This is a genomic window from Bacillus sp. JCM 19034 (assembly GCF_001310635.1).
Classification (GTDB): domain Bacteria; phylum Bacillota; class Bacilli; order Bacillales; family Bacillaceae_D; genus Halalkalibacter.
In genome coordinates this window covers 214009-240199 of record NZ_BAXR01000002.1, presented here as the reverse complement: position 1 = coordinate 240199, position 26191 = coordinate 214009, and the positions used below count along the sequence as shown (strand labels likewise).

Annotated in this window: 19 protein-coding genes, 7 pseudogenes and 1 other annotated feature; of the genes and pseudogenes, 8 read left to right on the top strand and 18 right to left on the bottom strand. The window is 37.5% G+C overall.

Features of this window, described 5'->3' with window-relative positions:
• Window positions 1-6: 6 nt before the first annotated feature.
• Window positions 7-215 (bottom strand) — a binding site (T-box leader).
• A 137-nt stretch (window positions 216-352) separates the two neighbouring features.
• Window positions 353-3271: a transglycosylase domain-containing protein gene (locus tag JCM19034_RS04695; protein WP_062047707.1), complete on the top strand. Its 2919-nt coding sequence runs from the start codon at window positions 353-355 to the stop codon at window positions 3269-3271.
• A 195-nt stretch (window positions 3272-3466) separates the two neighbouring features.
• A pseudogene (locus JCM19034_RS22855) lies at window positions 3467-3665 on the top strand (IS3 family transposase); the annotation flags it as partial.
• A gap of 23 nt (window positions 3666-3688) precedes the next feature.
• Here the strand turns inward: JCM19034_RS22855 and acsA are convergent.
• Both acsA and JCM19034_RS24635 read right to left on the bottom strand, forming a co-directional pair.
• Window positions 3689-4930 (bottom strand): acetate--CoA ligase, encoded by a 1242-nt coding sequence (acsA, locus tag JCM19034_RS04690; protein WP_370621817.1) that lies wholly within the window; start codon window positions 4928-4930, stop codon window positions 3689-3691.
• A gap of 5 nt (window positions 4931-4935) precedes the next feature.
• On the bottom strand, window positions 4936-5403 hold the full coding sequence (locus tag JCM19034_RS24635) for an AMP-binding protein (protein WP_370621816.1): 468 nt from the start codon (window positions 5401-5403) through the stop codon (window positions 4936-4938).
• 163 nt (window positions 5404-5566) lie between these two features.
• Here JCM19034_RS24635 and JCM19034_RS04685 point away from each other — a divergent pair, with 163 nt between their 5' ends.
• Genes JCM19034_RS04685 through JCM19034_RS04675 form a run of 3 tightly spaced genes read left to right on the top strand, consistent with a single transcriptional unit; the run spans window position 5567 to window position 8034 of the window.
• Window positions 5567-6199 carry a GNAT family N-acetyltransferase gene (locus JCM19034_RS04685; RefSeq protein ID WP_062047705.1) on the top strand — a complete coding sequence of 211 codons (633 nt, stop codon included), beginning with the start codon at window positions 5567-5569 and terminating at the stop codon, window positions 6197-6199.
• 24 nt (window positions 6200-6223) lie between these two features.
• On the top strand, window positions 6224-6859 hold the full coding sequence (locus tag JCM19034_RS04680; RefSeq protein ID WP_062047703.1) for an acetoin utilization AcuB family protein: 636 nt from the start codon (window positions 6224-6226) through the stop codon (window positions 6857-6859).
• A 5-nt stretch (window positions 6860-6864) separates the two neighbouring features.
• On the top strand, window positions 6865-8034 hold the full coding sequence (locus JCM19034_RS04675; protein ID WP_062048118.1) for an acetoin utilization protein AcuC: 1170 nt from the start codon (window positions 6865-6867) through the stop codon (window positions 8032-8034).
• 96 nt (window positions 8035-8130) lie between these two features.
• Here JCM19034_RS04675 and JCM19034_RS04670 read toward each other — a convergent pair whose 3' ends face one another.
• From JCM19034_RS04670 to JCM19034_RS04650, 5 genes and pseudogenes are all read right to left on the bottom strand, one after another.
• A complete protein-coding gene (locus JCM19034_RS04670; RefSeq protein ID WP_062047701.1) occupies window positions 8131-8826 on the bottom strand; it encodes a 5'-methylthioadenosine/adenosylhomocysteine nucleosidase in 696 nt (231 codons plus the stop codon).
• 66 nt (window positions 8827-8892) lie between these two features.
• Window positions 8893-9673 (bottom strand): annotated as a pseudogene (gene motS / locus JCM19034_RS04665) (flagellar motor protein MotS).
• A pseudogene (gene motP, locus JCM19034_RS04660) lies at window positions 9660-10459 on the bottom strand (flagellar motor protein MotP). The pseudogenes motS and motP overlap by 14 nt, the downstream one beginning before the upstream one ends.
• Window positions 10460-10496: 37 nt before the next feature.
• Window positions 10497-11498 (bottom strand): catabolite control protein A, encoded by a 1002-nt coding sequence (ccpA, locus tag JCM19034_RS04655; RefSeq protein ID WP_062047700.1) that lies wholly within the window; start codon window positions 11496-11498, stop codon window positions 10497-10499.
• Window positions 11499-11821: 323 nt separating this feature from the next.
• Window positions 11822-12852: pseudogene (locus JCM19034_RS04650) on the bottom strand (bifunctional 3-deoxy-7-phosphoheptulonate synthase/chorismate mutase).
• Window positions 12853-13159: 307 nt separating this feature from the next.
• Here JCM19034_RS04650 and JCM19034_RS04645 point away from each other — a divergent pair.
• Window positions 13160-14986 carry a cell division protein FtsA gene (locus JCM19034_RS04645; RefSeq protein ID WP_370621815.1) on the top strand — a complete coding sequence of 609 codons (1827 nt, stop codon included), beginning with the start codon at window positions 13160-13162 and terminating at the stop codon, window positions 14984-14986.
• Window positions 14941-15243: a hypothetical protein gene (locus JCM19034_RS24630; protein ID WP_370621814.1), complete on the top strand. Its 303-nt coding sequence runs from the start codon at window positions 14941-14943 to the stop codon at window positions 15241-15243. Before JCM19034_RS04645 ends, JCM19034_RS24630 begins: the two co-directional genes overlap by 46 nt.
• A gap of 229 nt (window positions 15244-15472) precedes the next feature.
• Here the strand turns inward: JCM19034_RS24630 and JCM19034_RS04640 are convergent, their stop codons facing one another.
• Both JCM19034_RS04640 and JCM19034_RS04635 read right to left on the bottom strand, forming a co-directional pair.
• Window positions 15473-15880: a YtxH domain-containing protein gene (locus JCM19034_RS04640; RefSeq protein ID WP_062047698.1), complete on the bottom strand. Its 408-nt coding sequence runs from the start codon at window positions 15878-15880 to the stop codon at window positions 15473-15475.
• A gap of 4 nt (window positions 15881-15884) precedes the next feature.
• Window positions 15885-16319, bottom strand: a complete 435-nt coding sequence (locus JCM19034_RS04635) for a DUF948 domain-containing protein (RefSeq protein ID WP_062047695.1) — start codon at window positions 16317-16319, stop codon at window positions 15885-15887.
• Window positions 16320-16561: 242 nt separating this feature from the next.
• Here JCM19034_RS04635 and JCM19034_RS04630 point away from each other — a divergent pair, with 242 nt between their 5' ends.
• Window positions 16562-17677 (top strand): aminopeptidase, encoded by a 1116-nt coding sequence (locus JCM19034_RS04630; RefSeq protein WP_062047693.1) that lies wholly within the window; start codon window positions 16562-16564, stop codon window positions 17675-17677.
• Window positions 17678-17684: 7 nt separating this feature from the next.
• On the opposite strand, the gene murC is transcribed toward JCM19034_RS04630, so the two are convergent.
• The 9 genes and pseudogenes from murC to JCM19034_RS24620 form a co-directional block, all read right to left on the bottom strand.
• Window positions 17685-18986: a UDP-N-acetylmuramate--L-alanine ligase gene (murC, locus tag JCM19034_RS04625; protein WP_062048116.1), complete on the bottom strand. Its 1302-nt coding sequence runs from the start codon at window positions 18984-18986 to the stop codon at window positions 17685-17687.
• Window positions 18987-19134: 148 nt separating this feature from the next.
• Window positions 19135-20232 carry a nicotinate phosphoribosyltransferase gene (locus tag JCM19034_RS04620; protein WP_062047691.1) on the bottom strand — a complete coding sequence of 366 codons (1098 nt, stop codon included), beginning with the start codon at window positions 20230-20232 and terminating at the stop codon, window positions 19135-19137.
• Window positions 20233-20319: 87 nt separating this feature from the next.
• A pseudogene (locus JCM19034_RS04615) lies at window positions 20320-21830 on the bottom strand (DNA translocase FtsK); the annotation flags it as partial.
• Window positions 21831-22585: 755 nt separating this feature from the next.
• Window positions 22586-23379, bottom strand: a pseudogene (locus JCM19034_RS04610) (DUF1444 domain-containing protein).
• A 231-nt stretch (window positions 23380-23610) separates the two neighbouring features.
• Window positions 23611-23937, bottom strand: a complete 327-nt coding sequence (locus tag JCM19034_RS04605; protein WP_062047689.1) for a thioredoxin family protein — start codon at window positions 23935-23937, stop codon at window positions 23611-23613.
• A 12-nt stretch (window positions 23938-23949) separates the two neighbouring features.
• A pseudogene (locus JCM19034_RS04600) lies at window positions 23950-24968 on the bottom strand (PTS transporter subunit IIC).
• 11 nt (window positions 24969-24979) lie between these two features.
• Window positions 24980-25495 carry a hypothetical protein gene (locus JCM19034_RS04595; protein WP_062047687.1) on the bottom strand — a complete coding sequence of 172 codons (516 nt, stop codon included), beginning with the start codon at window positions 25493-25495 and terminating at the stop codon, window positions 24980-24982.
• Window positions 25496-25672: 177 nt separating this feature from the next.
• Window positions 25673-25945 carry a DUF84 family protein gene (locus JCM19034_RS24625; protein ID WP_370621813.1) on the bottom strand — a complete coding sequence of 91 codons (273 nt, stop codon included), beginning with the start codon at window positions 25943-25945 and terminating at the stop codon, window positions 25673-25675.
• Complete coding sequence (locus tag JCM19034_RS24620) at window positions 25935-26186, bottom strand: DUF84 family protein (RefSeq protein WP_370621812.1); 252 nt, start codon at window positions 26184-26186, stop codon at window positions 25935-25937. The genes JCM19034_RS24625 and JCM19034_RS24620 overlap by 11 nt, the downstream gene beginning before the upstream one ends.
• Window positions 26187-26191 lie beyond the last annotated feature (5 nt).

Here is a 26191-nt window from a genome sequence, read left to right as displayed (position 1 = left end):
TCCCTAAGAAGGGACGAGATCCTCGCGTTACCACCCTTGTTGCTAGACAAAACATGTCTAACCACTTCATTTTCATAACGGCAAAAAACCGTTCTTTGTTCACAAAGAAAGCTCCAGGCTGTAATTCATCCAAGACCTTTGCACTGATTTCCACCAACCATCAGCTCTCTATATACAGGGAAGTTTGGATTACTTTGACCATTCAACGCTATTAACCTTATATTTTTGAATGATCCATTTTTAACATAAATTCCACCTTTTTGTCAAGAAAAACAAGACAAAATCAAACATATCATATCCCCAGTCGACTGCTTGTGCTATAATATATCATGAATTTAGGAGGTAAATAAATATGGAAAAGGAAAACTCGACTTTCATAGAAAAAGTAAGAGGTTTCTCCAAGAATCTACATCAACGAACTCTATTCCGGATGATCGGCATTACGTATCAAGTCTTTTGGAATTTATTTCTTATTTTTCTTGTCTTACTTTGTATGGTTATTTTCTTTGTTGGTGGAGCTGGAGCCGGTTACTTTGTTTCCTTAGTCAAAGATGAGCCTCTTCTTTCTGAAGAAGAAATGCGAACAGCGATTTATGATTATGAAGAAACGAGCCAAGTTTTTTTCGCCAACGATGTCTATTTAGGTGAATTGCCATCGGACATTGATCGACATGAAGTTACACTAGATGAAATTTCTGATTATGTTATACAGGCTATTATCGCAACAGAAGATGAATATTTTTATGAGCATGACGGAATTGTGCCAAAAGCGATTATGCGTGCAATCATGCAAGAAGTAGCAAATTCTTCCCTGCAAACAGGAGGAAGTACATTAACACAACAATTAATTAAAAATCAAATTTTAACGAATGAAGTGTCCTTTGATCGTAAAGCAACCGAAATCCTCTTTGCTATGCGCTTGGAAACGTATTTAGACAAAGATGAAATACTAGAAGCGTACTTAAATATTGTTCCCTTTGGTCGTAACGCCTCTGGGCGTCAAATTGCAGGAATCCAAGCGGCAGCTCAAGGCATCTTTGGAGTAGACGCTTCAGAGTTAACAATTCCACAAGCTGCCTATATTGCTGGTTTACCACAAAGTCCATTTGGATATACGCCGTTTCGCAATGACGGCTCAGTTAAAGAAAACATTGAGCCTAGCTTAAACAGAATGAGCATTGTTCTGTCAAGAATGTATGAAGCTGGTTATATTACAGAAGAAGAGCGAAATGAAGCTTTAAAATATGATATTAAAGCCAATTTTGCCAGTTCGACACCAGCACCAATAGAGGAATATCCTTATTTAACTTACGAAGTTCTTCGAAGAGCGGTTGATGAGTTATCTAAGCAACGTATGAAAGAAGACGGTATTGATTTCTCGGAAATGGACCGTGAAGAAGAGCTAGAAATTAGACAACGTTATAATGAGTTGATTTCAAGAGAGCTACGTGTGAATGGTTATCGTATCCATACGACAATTGATAAGGATATTTATCTAGCGATGCAGGATTCAATTCAAAATGAGGGATTATTTGGACCTTATAAAGATGGGAAACCTGAACAGTTAGGAGCCGTATTATTAGAGAACCATACTGGAGCTATTAAAGGCTTTGTTGGTGGACGGACAGAAGGTAGTGACGATCATTTTAATCGTGCAACACAAGCTTACCGACATAATGCTTCCACAATGAAACCATTAATTGCGTTTGCTCCAGCATTAGATATTGGTGCTGTCCAACCAGGGATTGTCATTCCTGATACAGAAGAATTTTATTCAGATGGTCAACCAATTCGTAACTTTGACCACCAGCATTTAGGTCTACTTTCGGTTAGAGAATCGTTAGCACGTTCACGAAACGTACCAGCATTTCGTGTCTATAAAATGGTTGGTTTTGAACGAGCAAGACAAGTGTTATTTGATTTAGGGTTTGTTATACCTGATGATGCACCTTATGAATCTTCTATTTTAGGTACACATGAAGTATCAGTTGAACAAAATACGAATGCCTTTGCTACGTTTGCAAACGGCGGGACATATGTTGAATCATATATGATTGAACGGATTGAAACAGCTAATGGGGATATCGTCTATGAACACGAACCCGAAACGAGAGATGTATTCACACCGCAAACCTCATATTTAATGATTGATATGATGAGAGATGTTCTGCGGGGGGTGGGTACAGCTTCATCATTACCAAGTCGCTTATCTTTTTCAGCTGATTGGGCTGGGAAAACAGGTACGTCAAATGAAGATCGTGATTCATGGTTTGTTGCATTAAATCCGAACGTTACAATGGGTGTCTGGGTTGGTTACGATGACCAACACGTTATCGAAGGACGATCAGGGCCGAAAACGCAACAAATTTGGGCAACTTTAGCAAATGCCGCTTACTCAGTTAATCCTGATTTAATAGCACCAAACGAACGTTTTGAAATGCCAAACGGAATCGTTAGTCGTTCAATTTGTAGCTTAACAGGCTTGCTTCCTTCAAAGGCTTGCCAAGAAGCAGGATTTGTTACAACTGATTTATTCAACGCACAATTTTTACCATCAAAAGAAGATAGCAGTCTTGAGAGCACACGTTATGTAACGATAAATGGGAAAAATTATATCGCATTAGATTCTACCCCTTCTGAATTTACAAAAGAAGGCGTTAAGCTAGCTGATAGCACTTGGAACGTCAATATTAGTCAATATTTACCTGATTCCATGCGTAACATCGTATTAGGAGATAAGGCTCCAAATAATGGTCGTGTGCCACGAGATGTTGATAATGTAAGAATTAATGGCAATGAGCTCCGATGGTCGATCCATTCTGATAATGATATCATCGGGTACCGTATTTATCGTGCTAAAAATGGAACTACGAACTTCGAGCCTATTGCACATATCATCGGAAATGAATCAACCAGTTATTCTATCAGCGGAAACTCAAACTCTTATTATGTGACAGCAATTGATACTGCTGGACGTGAATCGTCCCGTTCGAAGATTGCCGAAGGTGATGACTACGTTCCTGAAGACATAGAAGAAGAGGAAGAAGAAGAAGAAAAAGAGGAAGTAGAGGAAGAAGAGGAAATAGCTGATGAAGAAATTGAAGAGGAGCAAGAGATAAACGAAAGCTCTCCAAATGAACAACAGCGTGATAATGCTAGAGATAACGCTAATGAAAATCGAAACAATGAAAACGCAAGTGATAATAGAGAAAATAGAGAAAATAGAGAAAATAATCGCCGAAGTGAAGAAGACGAGCAAAGCGAAGACTAACAAATGAATTGCCCCGTAAATGTTAGACATGAAGCTAACATTTACGGGGTGTTTTTTATGGCGAAATTTCTAATGCCGAATAAAAACTAGAAATCTAAGTGATCCTGTAAGCTATTGTGATCTCCAGAAAGAATATTTCTCCTTCATTTATATTGGGATGGGTAAATCTATACGATTGTCACGGAGGAATCATTCTTCTTTGGCATGATAAATTCCGAACTACTTTATATCTACAAGAATTTGAGAGACTTGAATACCTTGAAAGAGAATTAGTAGATTATATCTATTATTATAATTACAAACGAATATGAAGACAAAATTAAAAGACCTAAGTCCGATAGAGTATCGAACTCAAGTCCTCTCTAACTTTATTGGGTCAGATCAATCTTGTTAGGCTTTGCTATAAGGCGATAACAATTAATCTTCCATCGTCGACAAATCTCCTGTAGGTAAGTCTAATTCCCATGCTTTTAATACACGTCTCATGATTTTGCCGCTTCGCGTTTTCGGTAGCTTTGCTCTAAACTCAATTTCGCGAGGAGCAGCATGAGCAGCTAACCCTGTTTTCACAAATGTACGAATGTCCTCTTCTAACTCCTTCGTCACTTCATATCCATCCCTTAATGCTACAAACGCTTTAATAATTTCTCCTCGAACCGGATCTGGTTTCCCAATGACACCAGCCTCTGCTACTGCTGGATGTTCAACAAGCTTACTTTCTACTTCAAATGGTCCAACACGTTCCCCTGCTGTCATGATGACATCATCAATACGTCCTTGAAACCAAAAATAGCCATCTTCATCCATATAAGCTGAATCCCCGGAAATATACCAGCCATCTATTCGAAAATAACTATCATATTTAGGCTCGTTATTCCAAATGGCTCTCATCATCGACGGCCATCCAGTCTTTAATGCTAAATTCCCCATCCGATTCGGTGGTAATACATTACCTTGATCATCAATAATTGCTGCTTCAACTCCTGGAATTGGTTTCCCCATTGAGCCCGGACGAATTTCCATAGATGGATAATTACAAATCATCTGAGCCCCTGTCTCTGTCATCCACCACGTATCATGAATTCGTAAATCAAATACCTTTTTTCCCCATTTAATAACTTCTGGATTCAATGGTTCTCCAACACTCAAAATATGACGAAGTGATGAGAGGTTATACTTTTTTACGACCTGTTCACCGGCACTCATTAACATACGAAATGCAGTCGGTGCACTATACCATACTGTCACTTGATATCGCTCTAATGTTTCATACCAATCTTGTGGACTAAAGCGGCCTCCACGAATCACATTCGTCACACCTGCTAGCCAAGGTCCAAAAATACCATAGGATGTTCCTGTCACCCAGCCTGGATCAGCTGTACACCAATAAACATCATCATCTGTTAAATCTAATACCCATTTAGCGGTTTGATAGTGTTGAAGCATTGCATTATGTACATGCAAAACTCCTTTCGGTTTTCCAGTTGAACCTGACGTGTAATGTAAGATAAGACCGTCCTCGCGATCTACCCATTCTATATTAAATTCTGAACTAGCCTCATTTATTCGCTTATTAAAATTTAAGTAAGAGTCCTGTTCTATAAATTGATCATCAACAATAAAGATGGTTTCTAAATGCGGAAGATCAGCAACTGGCACACGCTCTAATAATGTCGCGTCGTAACAAGTACTTTTGCCTCACTATCCTCTAAACGATCTCTAACTGCACCTTCCATAAACGCTTCAAATAACGGTCCAACAATTGCTCCAATTTTTAAAGTACCTAAAAAAGCAAAATAAAGCTCAGGTGAACGTGGCATAAAAATGAAAACACGATCTCCTTTTTTAACACCGACATCTTTTAATACGTTTGCCGCTTTATTCGAATATTGCTTTAATTGCTTAAACGTATAAGATTCATCACGTTTTGCATCACTATAGTAAAGTGCTATTTGATCTGCTTTACCGTTTTCAGCATGCCGATCAATGGCTTCATAAGCCATGTTAACTTTTCCTGATTTAGACCAACTGAACGTTCTCTCAACATCTTTCCAATTAAATGATTGATTTACATTTTCATAATGTGAAAGATTATATGTTCCTTTTTCAGACGGAAGCGCTTGCATTTTCATCACACATCTTCCCCTCTATTGATAAGTTTTCAATTTACATTATAATAGTAACTGAAAACGCATCCAAATTCAAACAGCAGACGTTAACTTTTTATGAGAAAAATTACTTAAACATTATGATGAATAGATTTTAATCCCTCTACATTTAAAGGTGGTAGCCAAAATGAAGCATATAAAAACCTACTTTTCTATGAAAATTCCCTTCAATGAAAATGAACTTCTTATTGAAGGTCCTGTATCTCCTAATCGTTTAAGCGACTTAGACTTCCATGAAGATTTAACATCCTTTCGACCGCCATTGGAACAAAAAGAAGCATTGATTGAAATTGCCGAACTTCCTGAGGGTCGAATTAATATCATTTGTGATGGTCAAACCGTTGTTGGCTATGTCACATTTGTGTATCCTGACCCTTTAGAACGATGGTCAGAGGGGCAGATGGATAATCTCATTGAACTTGGAGCGATAGAAATCGCCCCTCTATACCGCGGGGCAAAATTAGGTAAAACATTATTGGAATTTTCCATGAAAGATGACTCAATGGAAGATTATATTATTATCACGACAGAATATTACTGGCACTGGGATCTAAAGGGAAGTGGGTTAGACGTTTGGGAATATCGCAATATGATGGAGAAAATGATGAATGCGGGTGGGCTTTATTGGATTGCTACTGATGATCCAGAGATTTGTTCACATCCAGCTAATTGTTTAATGGCTCGCATCGGCAGACGTGTAAGTCAAGAATCAATTCAAAAATTCGATCAAATTCGTTTTCATAATCGCTTTATGTATTAAGATAAATGAGAAAGGTTGTTAACTATGCTAATTAAGCAAATTATGAAGAAAAACGTTTTTACATTAAAAGAAAATAATACGATTAAAGACGCCATGCAGTTAATTGAATTAAAACAAATTAGACATATTCCGATTGTCGATGAAGCGAATCGACTTGTCGGAATCATTTCAGATCGTGATATACGTGATGCAAGTCCTTCTATATTCCATTCAACTGATCATTTAGACGATTTCCTTAAACCGTTATCAACAATTATGGTTCGAACTATTATTACTGCCCATCCATTAGACTTTGTAGCTGAAGCTTCCATTTTGTTCTATGAACACCACATTGGCTGCTTACCAATCGTTCAAGACAATCAGTTAGTTGGTATTATTACAGAAACAGATATCCTGCATACACTTGTTCAATTAATGGGAGCCCATCAGCCGAGTTCACATATTGAAGTAAAGGTAGAAAATATTACAGGGAAGCTAGCTGATATCGCAACAATTTTTAAAGATCTAAATATTACGATTACGAGTGTACTCGTCTATCCATATCCAGACCAAAAGTATAAAGTTTTAGCATTTCGCGTTCAAACGATTGATCCGAGGCGAATAGTGAAAACGATTGAAAATAATGGCTATCATGTTATTTGGCCAAAGGAACCAGAGTGATGAAAATGAAAAAGGATAGTGTGTATATTTACTCAAAGAAGCAACTTGATTATCGCTTTAACGATCATCATCCTTTTAATCATGTTCGCCTGGAATCTACATATGATTTGCTACAATCACTACAAGCGATTACAGAACAAGATGTCATTGCTCCTCGATTAGCTTCGGATGATGAAATTGCTCTAGTGCATCAGGAAGACTATATTGAAGCAGTGAAAAATGCTAGTAATGGAAAAATAGCACAAGGATATGGTCTAGGAACAGAGGATACACCTATTTTCCCCAACATGCACCATGCTGCAGCTTTAATTGTTGGTGGAACATTACAAGCCGTAGATGAAGTAATGGAAGGGAGATTCAAACACGCTCTCCATTTAGGCGGGGGTTTACATCATGGTTTTAAGGCTAAAGCTTCCGGATTTTGTATTTATAATGATAGTTCCATTGCAATAGAGTATATACGCCGCAAATATGATGCACGTGTATTATACGTAGATACAGATGCTCACCATGGAGATGGTGTACAATGGACATTTTACGATGACCCTGACGTTTGTACGTTAAGTTTACATGAAACAGGAAGATATTTATTTCCTGGTACTGGTCAAGTTTACGAGAAGGGGAATGGTCAAGGATACGGCTTTTCTATCAATATTCCATTAGATGCCTTTACAGAAGACGAATCGTTTCTCCAATTGTATGAGACTGCATTTAGGGAAGTAGCGGAATTTTTTAAACCAGATGTGATCATTACACAAAATGGAGCTGATGCTCACTTTTTAGATCCGCTCACCCATCTTTGCTCATCAATGAAAACATATAAAAAAATACCCAAAATCGCCCATGAAATTGCACATCATTGTTGTAATGGAAAATGGATCGCTGTCGGTGGAGGTGGTTATGACATTTGGAATGTTGTACCCCGAGCTTGGTCTCTAATTTGGTTAGAAATGACTAAGCAGACATCAAGTCTATCAGATACATTGCCCGAGGCATGGATAAAAAAATGGCAGCCGTATACGAGTACACCACTTATTCAGACTTGGGAGGATGAGATTAACTCTATCCCTCATATCCCGCGAAAAGCTATTATTTCAGAAAAAAATGCAACGACGCTGGAGAAGGCTCTTTTCCATATTCGTAATGAAATGCGTCAGTCTTCTTCTAATGACTAGTATCTATAGTGTGGAGGTGGCACCTCCACTTTTTCCAATAGATCGTTCAATATTTCTAACTATATAAAAACAACAATCTAATTCCCTTTGCATAAATCAAATGTTCTCGATCATTTTAGAAACAATTAAACGTGACTGCTCACTTGCTAGTGCAGTAAATTGTGAGAAACTCATTGATGCTTCTCCATTTGCTTTATCTGAAATAGATCGAATAATGACAAATGGGATCGCATTTAATGATGCTACTTGTGCAACTGCAGCTCCTTCCATTTCAACACAAACAGCAGAAAAGGTTTCTCTTAACTCGCTCACTCTTATTGGATCTGCTATAAATTGATCTCCACTAACAATCCGACCTTTTACAATGGTACGACCTCTACATACCGTTGAACATTCTTCTGCTAATGCAGTAAGATAACCGTCTGCCTGAAAGTCAGAAGAACCAGCAAACATTGGAATCTGACCTTTTTTGAACCCTAATGGACGTGCATCAATATCATGTTGCATAGCATGTGTTGAAATGGCGATATCACCTACATCCAATTGCTCATCTACTGCTCCTGCAACTCCAGTAAAAATAATATGAGTCACTCCAAAGCGATCAATTAATATTTGTGTCGTTAATGCCGCATTTACTTTACCTACACCTGACTTGCAAAGAACGATCTCCCTATTAAACATTGACCCTACATAAAATTCAACATGAGCGATCTCAACTGATTTGTGAATCGACATTTCTTGTTTTAAAGCCGTAATTTCTTCTGTCATCGCTCCTATAATCGCTATTTTCACTAATTACAACCCCCTCATAGCTAAAAGTGCCTCTAGGTTTGAAACAACCTAAAAGGCACCTTATTGTTAGTATAGATTGTTCTCTTCATTTTCTGGATCTGAAATAACAATCACAACTCTACGGTTTTGACTCATATTTCTTCAGTTGTATTCTCTACTAGAGTCTGGTATCTCCATAGCCTGTAGATATAAAACGACTAGTTTCTAAGTCATACTCCTCTATTAAATAGCGAATCACACTACTACTTCGTGCTCCGGATAACTCCCAATTTGATGGGTAACGATACGTGGAAATTGGTCTACTATCCGTATGCCCCTCGACTTTAACGATATTAGGAATAACTTCTAATAAGCTCCCTACTTTATCTAATATTAATTGAGCATCATCTAATAAGTCTGCTTCTCCAGATTCAAACAATGATTGCTCTTGCAAAACTAATACGACTCCACGATCATCTCTTGTAGCAGAAATTAAATCATTTAAGTCATTTTCATTGAGAAATTCCGTAACCTCTTCCAACAATTCATCCATCTGTACTTCATTCAAATTCTCAACAGGCTCTTCTGTATCATCTTCATCATTTTCCTTAAGTTCCGTATCCTCAGGATCATTTAATTCACTGTCCCTAATTTCGTTCGGATCCTCAAATTCTATTGCAGATGGCATAAAATCGAAAATTTGTCGTTGTTGAAACGATTCAGCAATTGCCCTAAACTTCTGTGCATCAACGACAGACATTGAAAATAACAGTATAAAAAAGACGAGAATCAACGTCATCAAATCAGAAAAAGTCACCATCCACTTCGGAGCACCTTTTTCTTCCTTCTTCCGTCTATGATTCAACATTTTCTTCTCCTACATCTTCTTTTTTATCTTTCTCACTAATAAATGCACTTAACTTTTCTTTTAAAATTTTTGGATTTTGCCCTGATTGTACACCAATGACACCTTCAATAATAATTTGTTTTACAAATACTTCTTCATCCGTTTTATTATTTAATTTATTTGCTAGAGGAATAAAGATTAAATTAGCTAAAACAATCCCGTATAACGTCGTTAATAAAGCGATTGCCATATTAGGCCCTAATGTAGCAGGGTCATCTAAGTTTTGCAACATTAGAACAAGACCTATAACCGTTCCAATCATTCCCCATGTTGGAGCAAATTCCCCTGCCTTCTCAAACAGAGCTCGTCCTTTCTATGACGTTCTTCCATAGCAACGACTTCTGCCATCATAATGTCTTTAATAACTTCTGGTTCAATTCCATCAACTGCGAGCAAAACACCTTTACGAATAAAAGGGTCCTCCACTTCATCAGCACTTGCTTCTAACGATAACAATCCCTCTCTCCTTGCCTTTCCAGAAAGGTCAATAAACGTGTCTATTAAATCATTTAAATCTTGTTTTTGTAATTGAAATGACTCCCTCAACACCTTCGGGATTGACTTTACCTCTTGAAATGAAAATGAAATGATGACTGCTGATATTGTTCCCCCACCAACAATTAGAATGGACGCAATTTGAATGAAGAAAACAATTCCTCCAGCACCTGCATTATTAAAAATGGCTAATAATAGGACCGTAATTCCTAGGAATATGCCTATTACCGGCATTAAATCAAATTTCTTCATATTCCTCTCCCTGTCTCTTTTTACGTACGTATCTGTATTATGATTTAGTCGATTGTCTTAATTCAATACGATGAGGTAATACGACTGTTTGATCACTCACTTCTTCTTTATTCATATACTTCGTTAATAATCGCATTGATACAGCACCAATATCATAAATTGGCTGAACGACCGTTGAAAGTGTAGGTCTAATCATTGTCGCTAATCTCGTATTATCAAAACCAATAATCTCAACATCTTCTGGAATCTTTAGTCCACGGTCTTGAGCACCGTGAATAACACCTAAAGCCATTTCATCGGTTGCAACAAAAATAGCGGTCGGCTTCTGATCCGTGTCTAGGAAATGATTCATTGCCTCAATGCCAGAATCGTACGTATAATCTCCAATTTTCACTAAATTTTCGTTAAATGGTAATCCTGCTTCTTCAATAGCTTTGCGATAACCCATAAACTTTTGATAGCCATTAACTGGGTCTTCTAACGCTCCAGAAACCATGCCAATTTCCTTATGACCATTATCAATTAAATGAGTAATCGCGTCATATGCAGCTTGTTGATAATCAACATTAACTGACGGAATCTCTTTGCCTTGATCAAATGTTGCCGCTAATACAATTGGGACTGGTGAACGTTTAAACTCTGTCACATGCTCATCTGTTATTTGGCTACCCATAAATACAATTCCATCCACTTGTTTTTCAAGTAACGTATTAATTAGATGAATTTCCTTTTCTTTGTTCTGATCTGAATTACATAAAATAATATTGTACTTATACATTGTCGCAATATCCTCAATGCCGCGTGCTAGCTCGGCAAAGAAAATGCTTGAAATATCAGGGATAATAACCCCTACAGTGGTTGTCTTCTTACTAGCAAGACCCCGTGCAACAGCATTAGGGCGATAACCTAATCTTTCAATTGCTTCTAATACCTTTTTTCTTGTTGTTGGTTTTACATTCGGATTACCATTAACAACACGTGATACGGTTGCCATTGATACTCCTGCTTCTCTTGCTACGTCATAAATAGTCGTGTTCACTGTTATCCTCCTTATTTTACAATCCTAATTATAGTTATCATACGACACTAAGTAGACGTTCGCAATGTCTTATACTACTTATATCGACAAAGAATGAAAATATTTTCATGTTATTTTCATTTTTTTCAATAGTATATCTTTCCATACGAGTAACCCACTTATTTTTCCTATAAACTTAGGCGTATGATTAAGCATCCTAAAAATTGAAAGCGACCAGCCTTTTGAAATATGTAATCCATTACAACGAATTCACAATTGGATATGCTCAATTCAAAAAAGCCAAAAAGGACATTTCATCCCTTTTGGCATTATACTTTTAATTATTATCTTTTGTACAATCCTGAAGCTTGCAATTCATCAATAAATGCATTGAATTGATCGATATCCATTTGCTGTGCTGAATCAGAAAGAGCTACAGCTGGATCTGGGTGCACTTCTGCCATAACAGCATCAGCACCAATTGCTAGTGCTGCTTTTGCACATGGTAACAATAAATCGCGGCGTCCAGTAGAATGCGTCACATCTACTAAAACCGGTAAATGTGTTTCTTGCTTTAAAATCGGTACTGCCGAAATATCAAGTGTATTACGTGTCGCAGTTTCATACGTTCTAATACCACGTTCACAAAGCATCACTTGTCCGTTTCCTTTTGAAACAACATATTCAGCTGCATGAATAAATTCTGAAATTGTTCCTGAAAGTCCTCTCTTAAGCAATACTGGCTTATCAACAGTACCAACAGCATTTAACAATTCAAAGTTTTGTGAATTTCGTGCACCTACCTGGATGACATCAACATAATCTAACGCCATTTCAACATGAGCAGGATTAATAATTTCGCTAATTACAACCATCCCTAACTCATCAGCTACTTTTCTTAGAATTTGTAGCCCTTCCTCTCCAAGACCTTGAAAATCATAAGGTGATGTACGAGGTTTGAAGCTCCTCCACGTAATAAGGTAATTCCACGCTCTTTTAACGCCTTTGCAACTGTATAAACTTGCTCGTAGCTTTCAACCGCACAAGGACCCATAATTAAACGTTGCTCTCCATCACCAATTTGTTCACCTTTAAGATTAACAATTGTATTCTCCGGATGTTTTTTACGAGATACAAGCAACGCTTTACTATTATCTTCTTCTTGTAGTTCAAGACTAGCTTTAAAGATTTGTTTGAAAATATGTTGCAAAGTTGACGTCTCAAATGGTCCATTATTATTTGCAGCAATATGATCAAGCATACTGCGTTCTCTCACAGGATCAAATCGATTAACACCTTGTGTTCCCTTTACTTTACCAATTTCTTGTACAAGGCTTGCGCGTTCATTAATTAAATCAAGAAGCTTCAGATTCACCTCATCTAATTCTGCCCTTAACAAATCGACTTTATTGTTACTCACTTTCTCCACTCTCCCTTTATCTTTGGCTTCTTTTAAGAATTTAACGTAATTATATAGGAAATTATCAAGAATGTCACGACTTTTTTCTTTATTAATTAAACGCTTTTAAGCACTAAAGTGTTATTGCAATCTTTTTTCTTACTTTTTTCCCTAAACTCTAGTAAAATATAAGCATAAAGGAGCATTTACTATCAGCGTTTACTAATCACGTTACGCTCCTCTTATGAAATAATGATAAATTCAATTGAAGGTGTGGATCTTCATGACAACGACTCAATTAGCAACTCCTCTCTTTGCTCTAGACATTGGAACGCGATCTGTCGTAGGTTTATTGCTTCAGCAAGAAGGGGAGTATTTTTCTTTATTAGACTCTTATACAAAAGAACATGATGAACGTGCGATGCTTGATGGACAAATTCATGATGTTCCATCTGTAGCAAAGGTTATAGAAGAAATTAAGCAAGCATTAGAAGAAAAACACGGTCCTTTAAAAAAAGTATGTGTGGCAGCTGCTGGACGTTCACTAAAAACGATTAGATCAAAAGTGACTATTGATATTGATACAAAACCGATGCTTACTCGAGATGATGTATTGCACCTTGAATTAAGTGCTGTTCAACAAGCTCAATACAAAATCGCCAATGAACGCACTGATTCAAGCGCTGATTATTATTGTGTTGGCTATTCTGTTCTTAATTATTTACTTGATGATGAACCAATTGGAAGTTTAGTCGATCAAATTGGTAAACAGGCATCAGTCGAGGTAATAGCAACATTTTTACCTAAGGTAGTCGTTGAATCGTTACTCGCAGCTTTAGCACGTACGAATTTAGAACTTGAAGCGTTAACGCTTGAACCGATAGCAGCTATAAACGTCCTAATTCCCCCATCAATGAGAAGACTGAATGTTGCTCTTGTTGATATCGGTGCTGGTACGTCTGATATTGCGATAACAGAAGAAAATACCGTAACCGCATACGGAATGGTTCCCGTAGCAGGTGATGAAATTACCGAAGCCATCAGTGACCATTTCCTCCTTGACTTCCCTGATGCAGAGAAGGTCAAACGTCAATTATTGACAGAAGAATCGATTACAATAACAGACATTCTCGGGATGGAGACTACTTATAGTAAAGCTGACATCATTGAACCGATTGAAGAAGCCATTCAACAATTAGCACACTCGATTAGTGATGAAATCCTTCGCCTTAATGGCCGTTCTCCAAAGGCAGTCATGTTAGTAGGTGGCGGGAGTTTAACGCCTAAACTTCCTGAGTATGTTGCCACTATTCTTCAATTACCAACTAACAGAGTGGCCATACGTGGAGCTGATGCGATTAAACAATTACAAAAAGAAGAACAAAAGCTGTACGGTCCGGAATTGGTAACACCAATAGGAATCGCGATTGCAGCAAAAGAAAATCCAATTGAATACATAAGTGTCACAGTTAACGATCGTACACTACGACTATTTGATGTAAAAACGTTAACAGTCGGTGATGGATTACTTGCTGCTGGTGTAGACTTTGTAAAACTATACGGGAAACCTGGATTAGCGAAAATGATTACCGTACAAGGACGATTGATCTCAATTCCAGGAGAGCACGGTACACCTCCCCTTATCTTAAAGAACGGTCAACCAACTAGCTTGGACGATCCTTTAAAACCAAAAGATTGTTTAACTGTTGAAAAAGGACAAGATGGACAGGAAGCTACGATTACTATTAAAGAATTAATTGAAGATGAGCCTATCATGACTGTATACGTAAATGAAAAGCCTGTATCATTAAAGGCTACTATTAAACGAAATGGCCAAATGGCGTCCTTGTCTGAAAACGTAGAAGATAGAGATTATATTACAATTGAACAAATTGCTACTATGAAGGATCTTCTTCAGCATTGTGGATACTCGCTTGCTATGTTTGAGTCTTTTACACTAAAAGTAAATAATAAGCACATAAGCTTGAATCAACATATTCCACACATTACGGTCAATGGAATAAAGCTAGCTTACAAACAGCCATTAAACAAGATGATCACATCATGCTCGAAATTCCAAATGTATCACAGGATGATTACACCATCATAGATGTCATAAAAATTCATCAACTTGAAGCGATGCAACAAATAACAGTAACATTTAATCAAAACCCTGTTCAATTATCAAAGCCAATATTATCGTTTACACGTGAGGGTAAGAAAGTATCATTAGATGAAAAGCTTAAAAACGGTGACCACCTTCATACAATAACGCATCAATCTGAACCGTTTATTTTGCAAGATATCTTTTCAATCATTGATATCGATGTATCATCCTTATCCGGAAAAACGTTTCTATTTTACTAAATAACGAAAAAGCAACATTTACAAGTGAATTAAAACATGGCGATCAAATTCAGATCAAATAAGAAAAAGTGGGAGTGTTTTTAGTTATTAGTGGCGTGCGATGCTATTGCTATGCGGACGCTCTCCCTTTAATTAACCCATAGCTCCTGTAATTTCTTTTATTTGACTCCTGTAAATATATATAAAAGGATGTACGTTTAAACGTACATCCTTTCTATATTTCATCATTCTAAGCCTTTGCTTCATTACTTTGTTCAACATCTTGTTGAACTTGATCTTGCACTTCTGAATGAGCTGTTTCCACAGTTTCTTTCAATTCCTCTGCTAATTCTTCCCCGGTCGTTTGAGCTTGATTCGCTACTTCTTTTACTTTTCCAACAATTTGGTTTGATTGTTCAGATACAGCTTTAGCAATTGTAGACGATTTATCTTTTGCGTATGTAGCCCATTCACTACCTTTTTCATATGCAGTCGATGTAAACTTGCTTGTCTTTTCCTTTGCTAGCTGTGCCTGTTCCGTTAGGTCATTACGTAACTCTTTCCCCGATTTTGGAGCAAGAAATAGTGCAACCGAGGCTCCCACAATTCCACCAACCAACGTTCCAATTAAAAAGTCTTTCGTGTTCATATCACTCATAATATTAATCCTCCTCTGTTTTAGTTGCATTTTTCTTTTCTTTGTATTTTGAATAAAGATCTAAAGCTGCACTACCCCATTGTACGACTTGAGCAACTTGATCTGATTTCCTGTTAGCTTGACTCGCTATCGTTGTAGACATATGACGAATTGAATGAGTAATTTGGTTAATAGAATCTCCAAGTTCTTTTGCAGAAGCAAAAATTGAATTCATAGATTGCGATTTCTCCTGAATATCCTCAGCTAACTCATTCGTTCGATGAAGTAGTTTTTCTGTCTCATTCGAAATTCCATTGATTTGAACCTTCATCGCTGCCATCGTTTCCTCTAGATGTTTTAACGTGCGGTCTGCTGATTTTGCAGTCTTCACTATATATATTGTCAGTACTGTAAAAGCCACTGCAAAAATTAAAGCACTTATGTACAAAATTATTTCCACTATCGATCACCTCCTCGTTATATTCTTTCATAACCTTAATTGTAACATTCTAAACATTTATTATACTAATTAATTCGTGAAATACCGTAAAACTCCTGTAAATAATTATCCTTTTTTAAAAGTGTACCCTATTTAACTATTTCGAACGTGCTATTAGATCTTCTACTAAAGATTTTGATACAATAGCTAAGATACAATATGATCGATCACATTTTGCAAATAAAATAATAAAGGAGATAATTATGAAAGATCCACGTATTAAACAATTAGCTCATAACTTAGTTACTTATTCAGTGAATGTTCAAAAAGGAGAGCGAATTCTTATTGAAAATTTCGGTCTCCAACGTGAACTTGTCACTGCCCTTGTGAATGAAATTTATGAAGTAGGAGGGCAACCATTCGTATTACTTAAAGATCATCAGGTAGACCGCTCTCTATTGATGAAAGCCTCTGAAGATCAACTTTCATTACAAGCTCAATTCGAAGCGAATGTCATGAGCCACATGGACGGCTATATCGGCATACGAGCTGGAGATAACATCTCGGAACATACTGATGTGCCAAATGAACAAATGTCCTTATACAGTCAAACAGTAGGCACGAAAGTCCATCGTGAAATTCGTGTTCCAAAAACGAAATGGTGTGTCCTGCGCTACCCTAATGCATCAATGGCACAGCTTGCCAATATGAGTACTGAAGCGTTTGAGGATTTTTATTTTAATGTATGTAACTTAGATTATCGAAAAATGAGTCAAGCGATGGATTCACTTGTTCATCTGATGAATCAAACAAAAAATGTTCATATAACTGGCCCAGGCACTGACTTACATTTTTCCATTGAAGGAATTCCTGCGATTAAATGTGCGGGGACGTTTAATATTCCAGATGGGGAAGTTTATACAGCACCAGTCCGTCATTCCGTTAATGGAACGATTTCGTACAACACTGCATCACCTTACCAAGGTTACACATATGAAAATATTTCATTCACTTTTAAAGACGGGAAAATTATCCATGCAGAAGCAAATGATAGTGAGCGGATTAATCAACTACTAGATACAGATGAAGGGGCCAGATATATCGGGGAATTTGCCATCGGTGTAAACCCATATATTCAACATCCAATGAAAGATATCCTTTTTGATGAAAAGATCGATGGAAGCTTGCATTTCACCCCAGGGCAATGCTATGAAGAAGCATCGAATGGAAATCAATCGGCAATTCACTGGGATATTGTCATGATTCAACGTCCAGACTATGGTGGCGGTGAGATTTATTTTGACGGCAATCTCATTCGGAAGGATGGGCGATTTATCCCTCAATCGCTTCAGGCGTTAAATCCTGAAAACTTAAAATAAGGTGGGGTTAGACCCCACCTTTTGTTTCTTCATATGCTTTTTGAAACTTCTGTACATCTCCTGCTCCCATAAACAGTACTACGCTGTTCTCATGCTTGAGCAATACTTCAATTGTCTTGACTGAAAGTAATTGTGCACCAGGGATTAATTGCTGTAAATCCTCAATCGTTAACGTTTGATTCTGTTCTCGTGCTGAGCCAAATATATCACAAAGGTAAACATAATCAGCAGCTTTCAACGAATCAGCAAATTCTTGTAAAAACATCTCTGTCCTTGAAAAAGTGTGCGGTTGGAAAACGGCAACTAATTCTTTGTTAGGGTATTTTTGTCGTGCTGATTCAATCGTTGCTGCAATTTCAGTAGGATGATGAGCATAGTCATCAATCAATACTTGTGTACCGACTTCCTTTTCACTAAAGCGCCTTTTCACACCTTGAAACGTCAAAATATGTTCTGCTATCACTTCTGCTGGAACACCTTCATAATGACAAAGGGCAATAACAGCAAGTGAATTTAATATATGATGGTTTCCGAAGCGGTGAATTGAAAATTTCCCATAAAAGTGGTTACGTATATATACGTCAAAATGAGTTCCTTCTCTATTCGTTTCAATATTTCTTGCTTGGAAATCATTTTCTTCTCCTAAACCATAATACACTACTGGTACATTTGCTTGTATACCTTGCAAATGCCGATCATCGCCACAAGCAACGATCGCCTTTTTTACTTGTTTGGCCATCTCTTCAAAGGCAGAAAATACATCATCTACATCTCGAAAATAATCAGGATGATCAAAGTCAACATTTGTCATAATACAATAATCAGGATGATAATTTAAAAAATGTCTTCTGTATTCACAAGCTTCAAAGACGAAGTACCGTGAATCCTCTTCACCTTTTCCGGTACCATCACCGATTAGAAAAGAAGTTGGATGAGCATTTCCTAACACATGAGATAGTAAGCCCGTTGTCGAAGTTTTCCCGTGCGAACCCGTTACAGCAACACTTATAAAATGCTGAATAAAGTTCCCTAAAAACTCTGGGTATTTTTTTATACTTAGACCAAGCTCTCGGGCTTTTTTCACTTCTTCATGGTCCTCACCATATGCCGCCGAAGCGACAACCTCTTGACCCTCTTGTATATTATTTTCATTAAATGGCAGTAATTCAATCCCTTTCTGCTCTAACGGTCTTTGTGTGAAAAACGTCTTTTCAACATCAGACCCTTGTACATGATATTTCATATCATGAAGCACTTGGGCAAGTGCACTCATCCCTGAACCTTTTATTCCAATAAAATGATATGTCATAGTTGGACCTCCGTCACTCACATGGTAATGTTGCGCCATGGACGCACTACCTTCTTCCGTTCATTCTTTACATCTCTTTCATTTCTTGTACTCATCCATTAGTATATGTGCCAACAGGAAGAAAAGACCCATTTCATCTTGTCTAGTCTTAATCAACTAAAGTAAGCCGTGGATTATCACGAAATCTCCTACCCGCTTTTGCTTCATGTCTCCCATCGATAAGTACGTTATCTCCAGTAAATCCAATAGTGATTTTCAATAAGCTTCCTCCAACTCCGTAAATATCAACAGGCACTCCTGCTTCTTCATACTGACGAATCCGTTCGGCATTGAACCCACCTGTTGCAATAATTTTCACATGCTGAAAGCCTTCTTTATCTAATGCCTCGCGTAAAGCAAATAGTAGTGTTGGATTAGCACCTCTTGGATCAAATGTCCCCATTATTTCCGGGTTACGGCAGAAAAATTGATCGACCATCATTGCCGATGTATCAACACGCACACCTTTTAAATCTTCACCAAATTCTCGTGCGACTTTTAATGAATCAGTAATAACATCATTATTATAATCGACAAGTGCCATTAGATCGTCTTCTGGGTACGTTTCTTTATATGCTCTTGTTGCTTCGACAATATCCCCTTCAAAAAGCTGAATGAGGGCATGAGGCATCGTTCCCATTCCTTTTTTCCCCCACCATTCATTCATCGCATGTGTCGCTTGTGCTTTTGAACCGCCTATGAAGGCAGCATAGCCATCTCCAGCCTGTTGTGTAAAATGGTCGTCCCGATCGCCCATGAAAATAATCGGTTTTTGAACCCCAGATTTCCGAGCCGCTTTCACGACATTATAAACATTTGTTGCAACAGATGTCCTTCTTGCAAAAATGCCATCAATGATACCTTCTAAATAGCCGAAATCCTCGTATTTACCAGTAATCGTAAATATTGTTTCGTAAGGCTTGATTTTATCTCCATCCTCTAACGATCGGAGTTCAAGCTGATCAGGATTATTTGCAAAGGTTTTGATCAAAGCAATCACTTCATCTGTACCACAAAGAACCGCATGTTCTTTTTGAAAAAACTGCATTGTTACTGTACGGCCAGGACGATACTTTTTTACAATATCACGTGTTTTTAAAAAATAAACAGCTGAGAACCAACCATCTTTGACACGCTCGTCAAACTTAAACGTTTCATTTGTTAGTCGTTTAATATCTCCGTTCAACTTTAATGTGATTTCTTTCATAAGACTGAGCTCCTTGTTCATACTCAACTATTCTTCATATCTTTATATCATATAGAACCTTTAACCTGAAAACAAGATTAAAATTAGTTAAACATTGGAGTGATGCAACAATTCTTCTAATTGGATAATATCCACAAGGATATGTCTTGGCTTACTTCCCATAGCTTCTGACACGATCCCAGCATCCTCCATCATATCAATTAGCCTTGCAGCACGATTATAGCCAATACGAAATTTACGTTGCAAACTTGATGCAGAAGCACCTCCTTGTTCAACAACATAATAACAAGCTTCCTCAAATAAATCGTCATCAATTACATCTGCTTTTGCTACTTTTACTAATTGTTCTGTTTCTAATAAATACTCTGGTTCACGCTGCTTCTTCACGAAGGCAACAACTTCTTCAATTTCTTCGTCTGAAACAAACGTGCCTTGTACTCGAACCGATTTAGTCGAACCATTTTCATAAAAGAGCATATCTCCTCGCCCTAACAGCCGTTCTGCTCCACCCGTATCTAATATTGTTCGTGAATCAGTTTGACTAGAGACAGAAAAAGCAATTCGCGTTGGAATATTCGCCTTTATCAAACCAGTAATAACATCAACTGAAGGTCTTTGCGTCGCTAATAATAAATGAATTCCACAAGCTCTAGCCTTTTGTGCGATTCGACAAATGGAATCTTCTACTTCTTGGGGGACACCATCATTAAATCAGCAAGCTCGTCAATAACGACTAACATAAATGGAAGTGCAGGCTTATCGGTAGACTCAGAGTATAAATCGTTATATCTCATAACATCTCGAACACCATATTCACTAAATAGTTCATATCTTCGTTCCATCTCTTCCACAACCCATTTTAATGCAGCTGTTGCTTGCTTTGCATCCGTAATAACAGGTGTAACAAGATGTGGTAAACCATTATAAGGTGCCAACTCAACCATTTTAGGATCAATTAACATTAATTTCACTTCATCTGGAGTAGCTTTATATAATAAACTGATGAGCATCGAATTAATACAAACACTCTTTCCCGATCCTGTTGCTCCAGCTACTAATCCATGAGGCATTTTTTGCAAATCTGTTATGATTGGCTGCCCGGAAATATCTAATCCTAGTGCAACAGTTAAGGGCGAGTATTCACGAATAAATAAATCCCTTCTTAATAATTCTCGCAAGTAAACCGGTGAAGATTGCCGATTTGGAACCTCGATCCCAATTGTGTTCTTACCTGGAATCGGTGCCTCAATACGTATATCTTTTGCAGAAAGGGCTAATTTCATATCATCATTTAAGCCAGTAATTTTCGTAACTTTAACTCCTTTACCCGGCTGAATTTCAAAACGAGTTACAGAAGGCCCTTGTGTTACATGGACAACGCTTGCTTCGACATTAAAACTATGCAACGTTTCCTCGAGAATAGACGCCTGTTGACGTAACCACTCTTGATCATTGGTTTGCTTTTTCTCAGGAAAACGAAGAAGTTGAATTGATGGAAACTCATAAGAAGAATTTGATCTTTTATCATTTAGCCCCTTTTCCTGTTTTAGATGCGTCTTCTTATCTTCAGGTAACATTAACACGTTAAAAGGAATGCGTTGTTTATTTTCACTTTTTTGATTATTCAATTGTGGACGTTTTCTCTCTTTGCGGTTTGATACAAGTTCTTTTTTTTCTTGTTTCTCATGTTGATATAATTGACGATCTTCGTTTTCTATTTTTTGCTGCTTTTTCTCTTCCTCCTCCATTCCCTTCTTTTCTATAGTGTTATGTAATTGTCTATCTTCCACCAGTTTCCTTTCTACTACAGGACGTTCGGTTTCACTTGAAACACGTGGATTTTCTTCTTCAACTAGCTTTTCTTGTTTTCGATAACCGTAAACAGGAGAAGGTGTGATGGTCCATTTGTAATCATTCTTAATACGTTCATTACGTTCTTTTTCAGTTGGTCGTGGTTGCTCTAGTTTATGTTTAGGAACTTCCTCTTCTATATTCGTTTTTTGATCCTCGATTAATGGGAAGCGGAATCTCCCTTTATTAGGATAGTTATAGACAACTCTTGCAGAAGTGTCTGTTGGCTCCGAGGTATACCTCTGTATTTCTCGCTCCTTCGTAACCTGATGTGAAGACGAATGCTGTTCATCGTCAAATAACATTTTTATTTTATCTAACAACTGACGTAACAAGTCCAATTTTGTTCACCACTTTCTTTCAATACGTATAAGAAGAGTTGTTCTTTATTATGAGAACAACTCCGCTTCTTATAGGTTGTCACTTAATTGCATAGATGAGTTTCGTTCATTTTCATTATAGCATGCATCCCCTAAATTGTTGCTCAAATATGGCAAAATCGTTACTTAGGCTTACGATGAGCTAAAATAAACGTTGGTTCTAATTCACCATCTTCGTACATAAAAGGAAGGGCTGTTACGGGGACTCTTCCTTCACCAAAAAATTGCAGAGCAATTTGAGCCAAAACATCATAACCTCTTTCGTTAACTAAATCAGCAAAAATAAGGACATCTTGATGGGGAATAGCTATACCTAGTTGCCCTGTTGCCTGTTTGTTCATTTTATCTAACAATGATTGATCTAATATCCGACTAGCATCATAACCATCCTTCGCCCTTAAAAAGTAAAACTTATTTCCAGCAACCTCATCCTCTTTTAAAGGCTGAGGAAGAGAACGTAGGTTAAAGCTAGCCAATTCTTTAATCCTCGCTTTTGTCCAAGAGCTATTATTAAGTAAGTCCTCATAAATTAAGGTGTATGATTCTCCTAAGTCAATAACATAATAAACTCTCGTCTCAGCTGTATGCTCATCGTATAGCAACGTTTGCCCTTCCTTCGTTTCAGTCGGAAAAGAGGTAGCACGTATAATCGGAAATATATTCCTTTCATTGCCATCTAACACCGGCTTTTTCTCATAGATTCAAGTCCAACTTCAACGTATCGAACAACTTCATCTATTGAGTCAAATTCGTTTCGTTCCCATTTAGCTAGTAAAGGCTTTAAAGACAATGTAACTCCTTTTTTAATTTCTTCATCCTCTATTCGTAACGAAGCTTCTTTATGATCATAAAGAAGCTTCCAACCTTCTCTTTTTATTCTTTGTTCAATCTCTTTACGGAACTCCCTCATTTCCAATGGGATCACTCCTTACCTTTTTGGTAGTCTCTAGAACCCTATTCAACCACTTTTTTCATCAAATCGCAATGAATCTGCTAAGAAATGAGGCTGTTTGATTGAATTCTTTTAATCAAACGTGTAACGAGCGGTACCGACACCTCAATGAATCAGCTTCCATCTACTGCGAGTATTTAGTCCCTATTTCTTCTTAAAAAGAAGGTCACCTCCACCGAGAGTGACCTTCTAAACTTAACCAATATGTGATTCAGCTTTTGTTAAAAATTCAGTAATTTCTTCCTCTGTTTTACGATCTTTACTGACAAAACGCTCGACCTCTTTACCATCAACATATGCTAGAAAACTTGGGATCCCCAATACATCTAATTCCTGACATAAATCAATGTGCTCATCACGATCCACATAATAAAAGGTGAAACTTGGGAAATCGGCCTCGATTCTAGGTAAAATCGGTTCAATTACCTTACAATCAGGACACCAATCAGCTGAAAATACAAACACAGCAGACTCATTTTTAGTAATTTCCTTAAACTCGTTCGTTGATTTTATTGCTTCCATTACTTCCACTCCTTATTGTTCGATTTTCATATCTCCAAAACGTATGAGCTTTTTTTCTCATCCATTCTGATACGAGTAAACTAATAATAGCTGGTCCGACGAAATGAAGCAAACCAATTGCAATTAAAACATTGGTGGACAATCCCATATCAGATATTGTTAATATCGGGCCAACTAAACCACTTGTCCCCATTCCAGCTCCAGCCGGACTATTCGTCATTTGAAATAGTACAGTTCCTATTGGGGCCAAGATAATGCCAGCAACGATGGGAGGAATTAATATAAGTGGTTTTTTAATAATATTTGGGACTTGTAACATTGATGTTCCAATGCCTAGTGCTATAAATCCTGACCAACGATTTTCACGGTAGCTACTTACAGCAAATCCGATCATTTGTGCAGCACAACCTATCGTCGCTGCACCTGCAGCAATTCCATCTAGTTCAAGCATAATTGCCAATGCGGCACTTGAAATCGGTGCAGTTAACGCTAATCCCATTAATGTTGCTACAATCATCCCGAGTAAAATCGGTTGTTGTTCCGTCCCCCATTTAATAAGTTCCCCAAACTGTTAATCCTAATTGAATCCATGGTCCAATAAAAGAAGCAACAAGAAACCCTGATACAATGGTAACAAATGGAGTAACAATAATATCAACTTTTGTTTCCTGCGACACAAGTTTCCCCATTTCAACAGATAAAACTGCAGCTACAAAACTTCCTGCTGGGCCAGCAAGCTCAGCACCTGCTGCTCCGGTAATAACAGCAGCAAATATAACTAACCTCGGTGCTTTTAATCCATAGGCAACAGCAACTCCGATTGCCGGTCCCATTAAGCCCATGGCCAATACACCCATGTCCACTAATAATGAGAAAGCAGGAACATATGGTTCAATTATTTCCCCAGTGGTTTTCATAATGAGTCCGATAATGAGAGAAGCAAATAAGCCTAAAGCCATATAACTAAGTCCGGTAAGTAAATACGTACGCCACGAACATTCAATTCCTTTTCTCTTTAAGAACGCCCTCACCTATGTTCCTCCTACGATGATTCAACCGTGTCGACTACTTGATACGATTGAATTATTCCTGTCATTCGCTCAATATTTTCTACTAAGTCATCATATGTCGTTAATGTCGAAAGCTTAGCTCCTCCAATAACTACTAAAACAAATAATTGTGATTCACCTGATTGTTCCAAACTGTTATCTGATCCATCTTCTTCATCTTCTACATCATATTCATTCACAACTAATAACGAGAGAAAATCATCTTCTTCCACCACTTCAAATATTAGTGCATCCTGTTCTAGTTCTGCATCTCGATTCAAATGAAATTTCGCCGTCTTCGGTTGTGAAGGTTCATGATTTAATAAGTAGACTTGCTCATCTTGATCATCAACAATTAACATATTAAATGGCGAGCTTTCAGAAATAGATAACGTGTCGGGTAAATATAGGGCAACACCTTGTTCCTCGACATTAGGCTCATCTGGTTCTTGTCCTAAAACATCTAAGTATGCTTCATACCCTAGATCGAGCACTTCTTCTTCTGACAATGAACACCCTACTAAAAAAAGTACTAAAAACGATTAAAAGAAAGATTGCAATTCGAGTTAGCCAACCATGTAAATTCAAATAAAGACACTCCTTTAATAAAACGTAAAGATTCCTCCTTTATCATACCTATTTCCTATAAGACTGACAAGGTTTCTTTACAGTTAACATGTCAGCTGTTAGTGTTTTTCACTATATTGATATTGACCGTAAAGAAGCTTAACGATATGTGAAAACATTTCTTTTCTATTAACAAGCCCATGGCTGAACACACCGACAGCCCCTTGCTTACTACGAATATCGGTGTCGCCAACATACTCAGCCATAACGTCACCAAGTTCCTTCCCAGAGCGGAGCTCCTGTGCTATTGTGTCTGGTAAGAGGATCCTTGCTCCACCGGCAACCCACTCTCTACCATCCTCGTGAATTAGCACACCCCAATTACAAATCATTAGCAATTGATGTCTCCACCACTCCACCTTCTAAGCCAAAAGCTAAGTTTAAAGAATTCAATTTTTTAAAGCTATTAAGTGCTCTATTTCTAGCCCCTAAAATTGTCTCCTCATCGGAAAATGGTTGAGATGACACATTAGACTCTGCAGAAACTGTAACAAATTGTAATCTTTCATGAATAAGAGTCGTTTGAACAGCATGCACTTTAGCTGGATTTTTTGAACCAATCGCAACAATCATTTGTC

Excerpts from the sequence above, each read along its gene's own strand:
- JCM19034_RS04695 (WP_062047707.1), top strand. The coding sequence starts at position 353 with ATGGAAAAGGAAAACTCGACTTTCATAGAAAAAGTAAGAGGTTTCTCC.
- JCM19034_RS24635 (WP_370621816.1), bottom strand. The coding sequence starts at position 5,403 with ATGAAAATGCAAGCGCTTCCGTCTGAAAAAGGAACATATAATCTTTCA.
- JCM19034_RS04685 (WP_062047705.1), top strand. The coding sequence starts at position 5,567 with ATGAAGCATATAAAAACCTACTTTTCTATGAAAATTCCCTTCAATGAA.
- JCM19034_RS04680 (WP_062047703.1), top strand. The coding sequence starts at position 6,224 with ATGCTAATTAAGCAAATTATGAAGAAAAACGTTTTTACATTAAAAGAA.
- JCM19034_RS04675 (WP_062048118.1), top strand. The coding sequence starts at position 6,865 with ATGAAAAAGGATAGTGTGTATATTTACTCAAAGAAGCAACTTGATTAT.
- JCM19034_RS04645 (WP_370621815.1), top strand. The coding sequence starts at position 13,160 with ATGACAACGACTCAATTAGCAACTCCTCTCTTTGCTCTAGACATTGGA.
- JCM19034_RS24630 (WP_370621814.1), top strand. The coding sequence starts at position 14,941 with ATGCTCGAAATTCCAAATGTATCACAGGATGATTACACCATCATAGAT.
- JCM19034_RS04640 (WP_062047698.1), bottom strand. The coding sequence starts at position 15,880 with ATGAGTGATATGAACACGAAAGACTTTTTAATTGGAACGTTGGTTGGT.
- JCM19034_RS04630 (WP_062047693.1), top strand. The coding sequence starts at position 16,562 with ATGAAAGATCCACGTATTAAACAATTAGCTCATAACTTAGTTACTTAT.
- murC (WP_062048116.1), bottom strand. The coding sequence starts at position 18,986 with ATGACATATCATTTTATTGGAATAAAAGGTTCAGGGATGAGTGCACTT.
- JCM19034_RS04620 (WP_062047691.1), bottom strand. The coding sequence starts at position 20,232 with ATGAAAGAAATCACATTAAAGTTGAACGGAGATATTAAACGACTAACA.
- JCM19034_RS04605 (WP_062047689.1), bottom strand. The coding sequence starts at position 23,937 with ATGGAAGCAATAAAATCAACGAACGAGTTTAAGGAAATTACTAAAAAT.
- JCM19034_RS24625 (WP_370621813.1), bottom strand. The coding sequence starts at position 25,945 with ATGATTTGTAATTGGGGTGTGCTAATTCACGAGGATGGTAGAGAGTGG.
- JCM19034_RS24620 (WP_370621812.1), bottom strand. The coding sequence starts at position 26,186 with ATGATTGTTGCGATTGGTTCAAAAAATCCAGCTAAAGTGCATGCTGTT.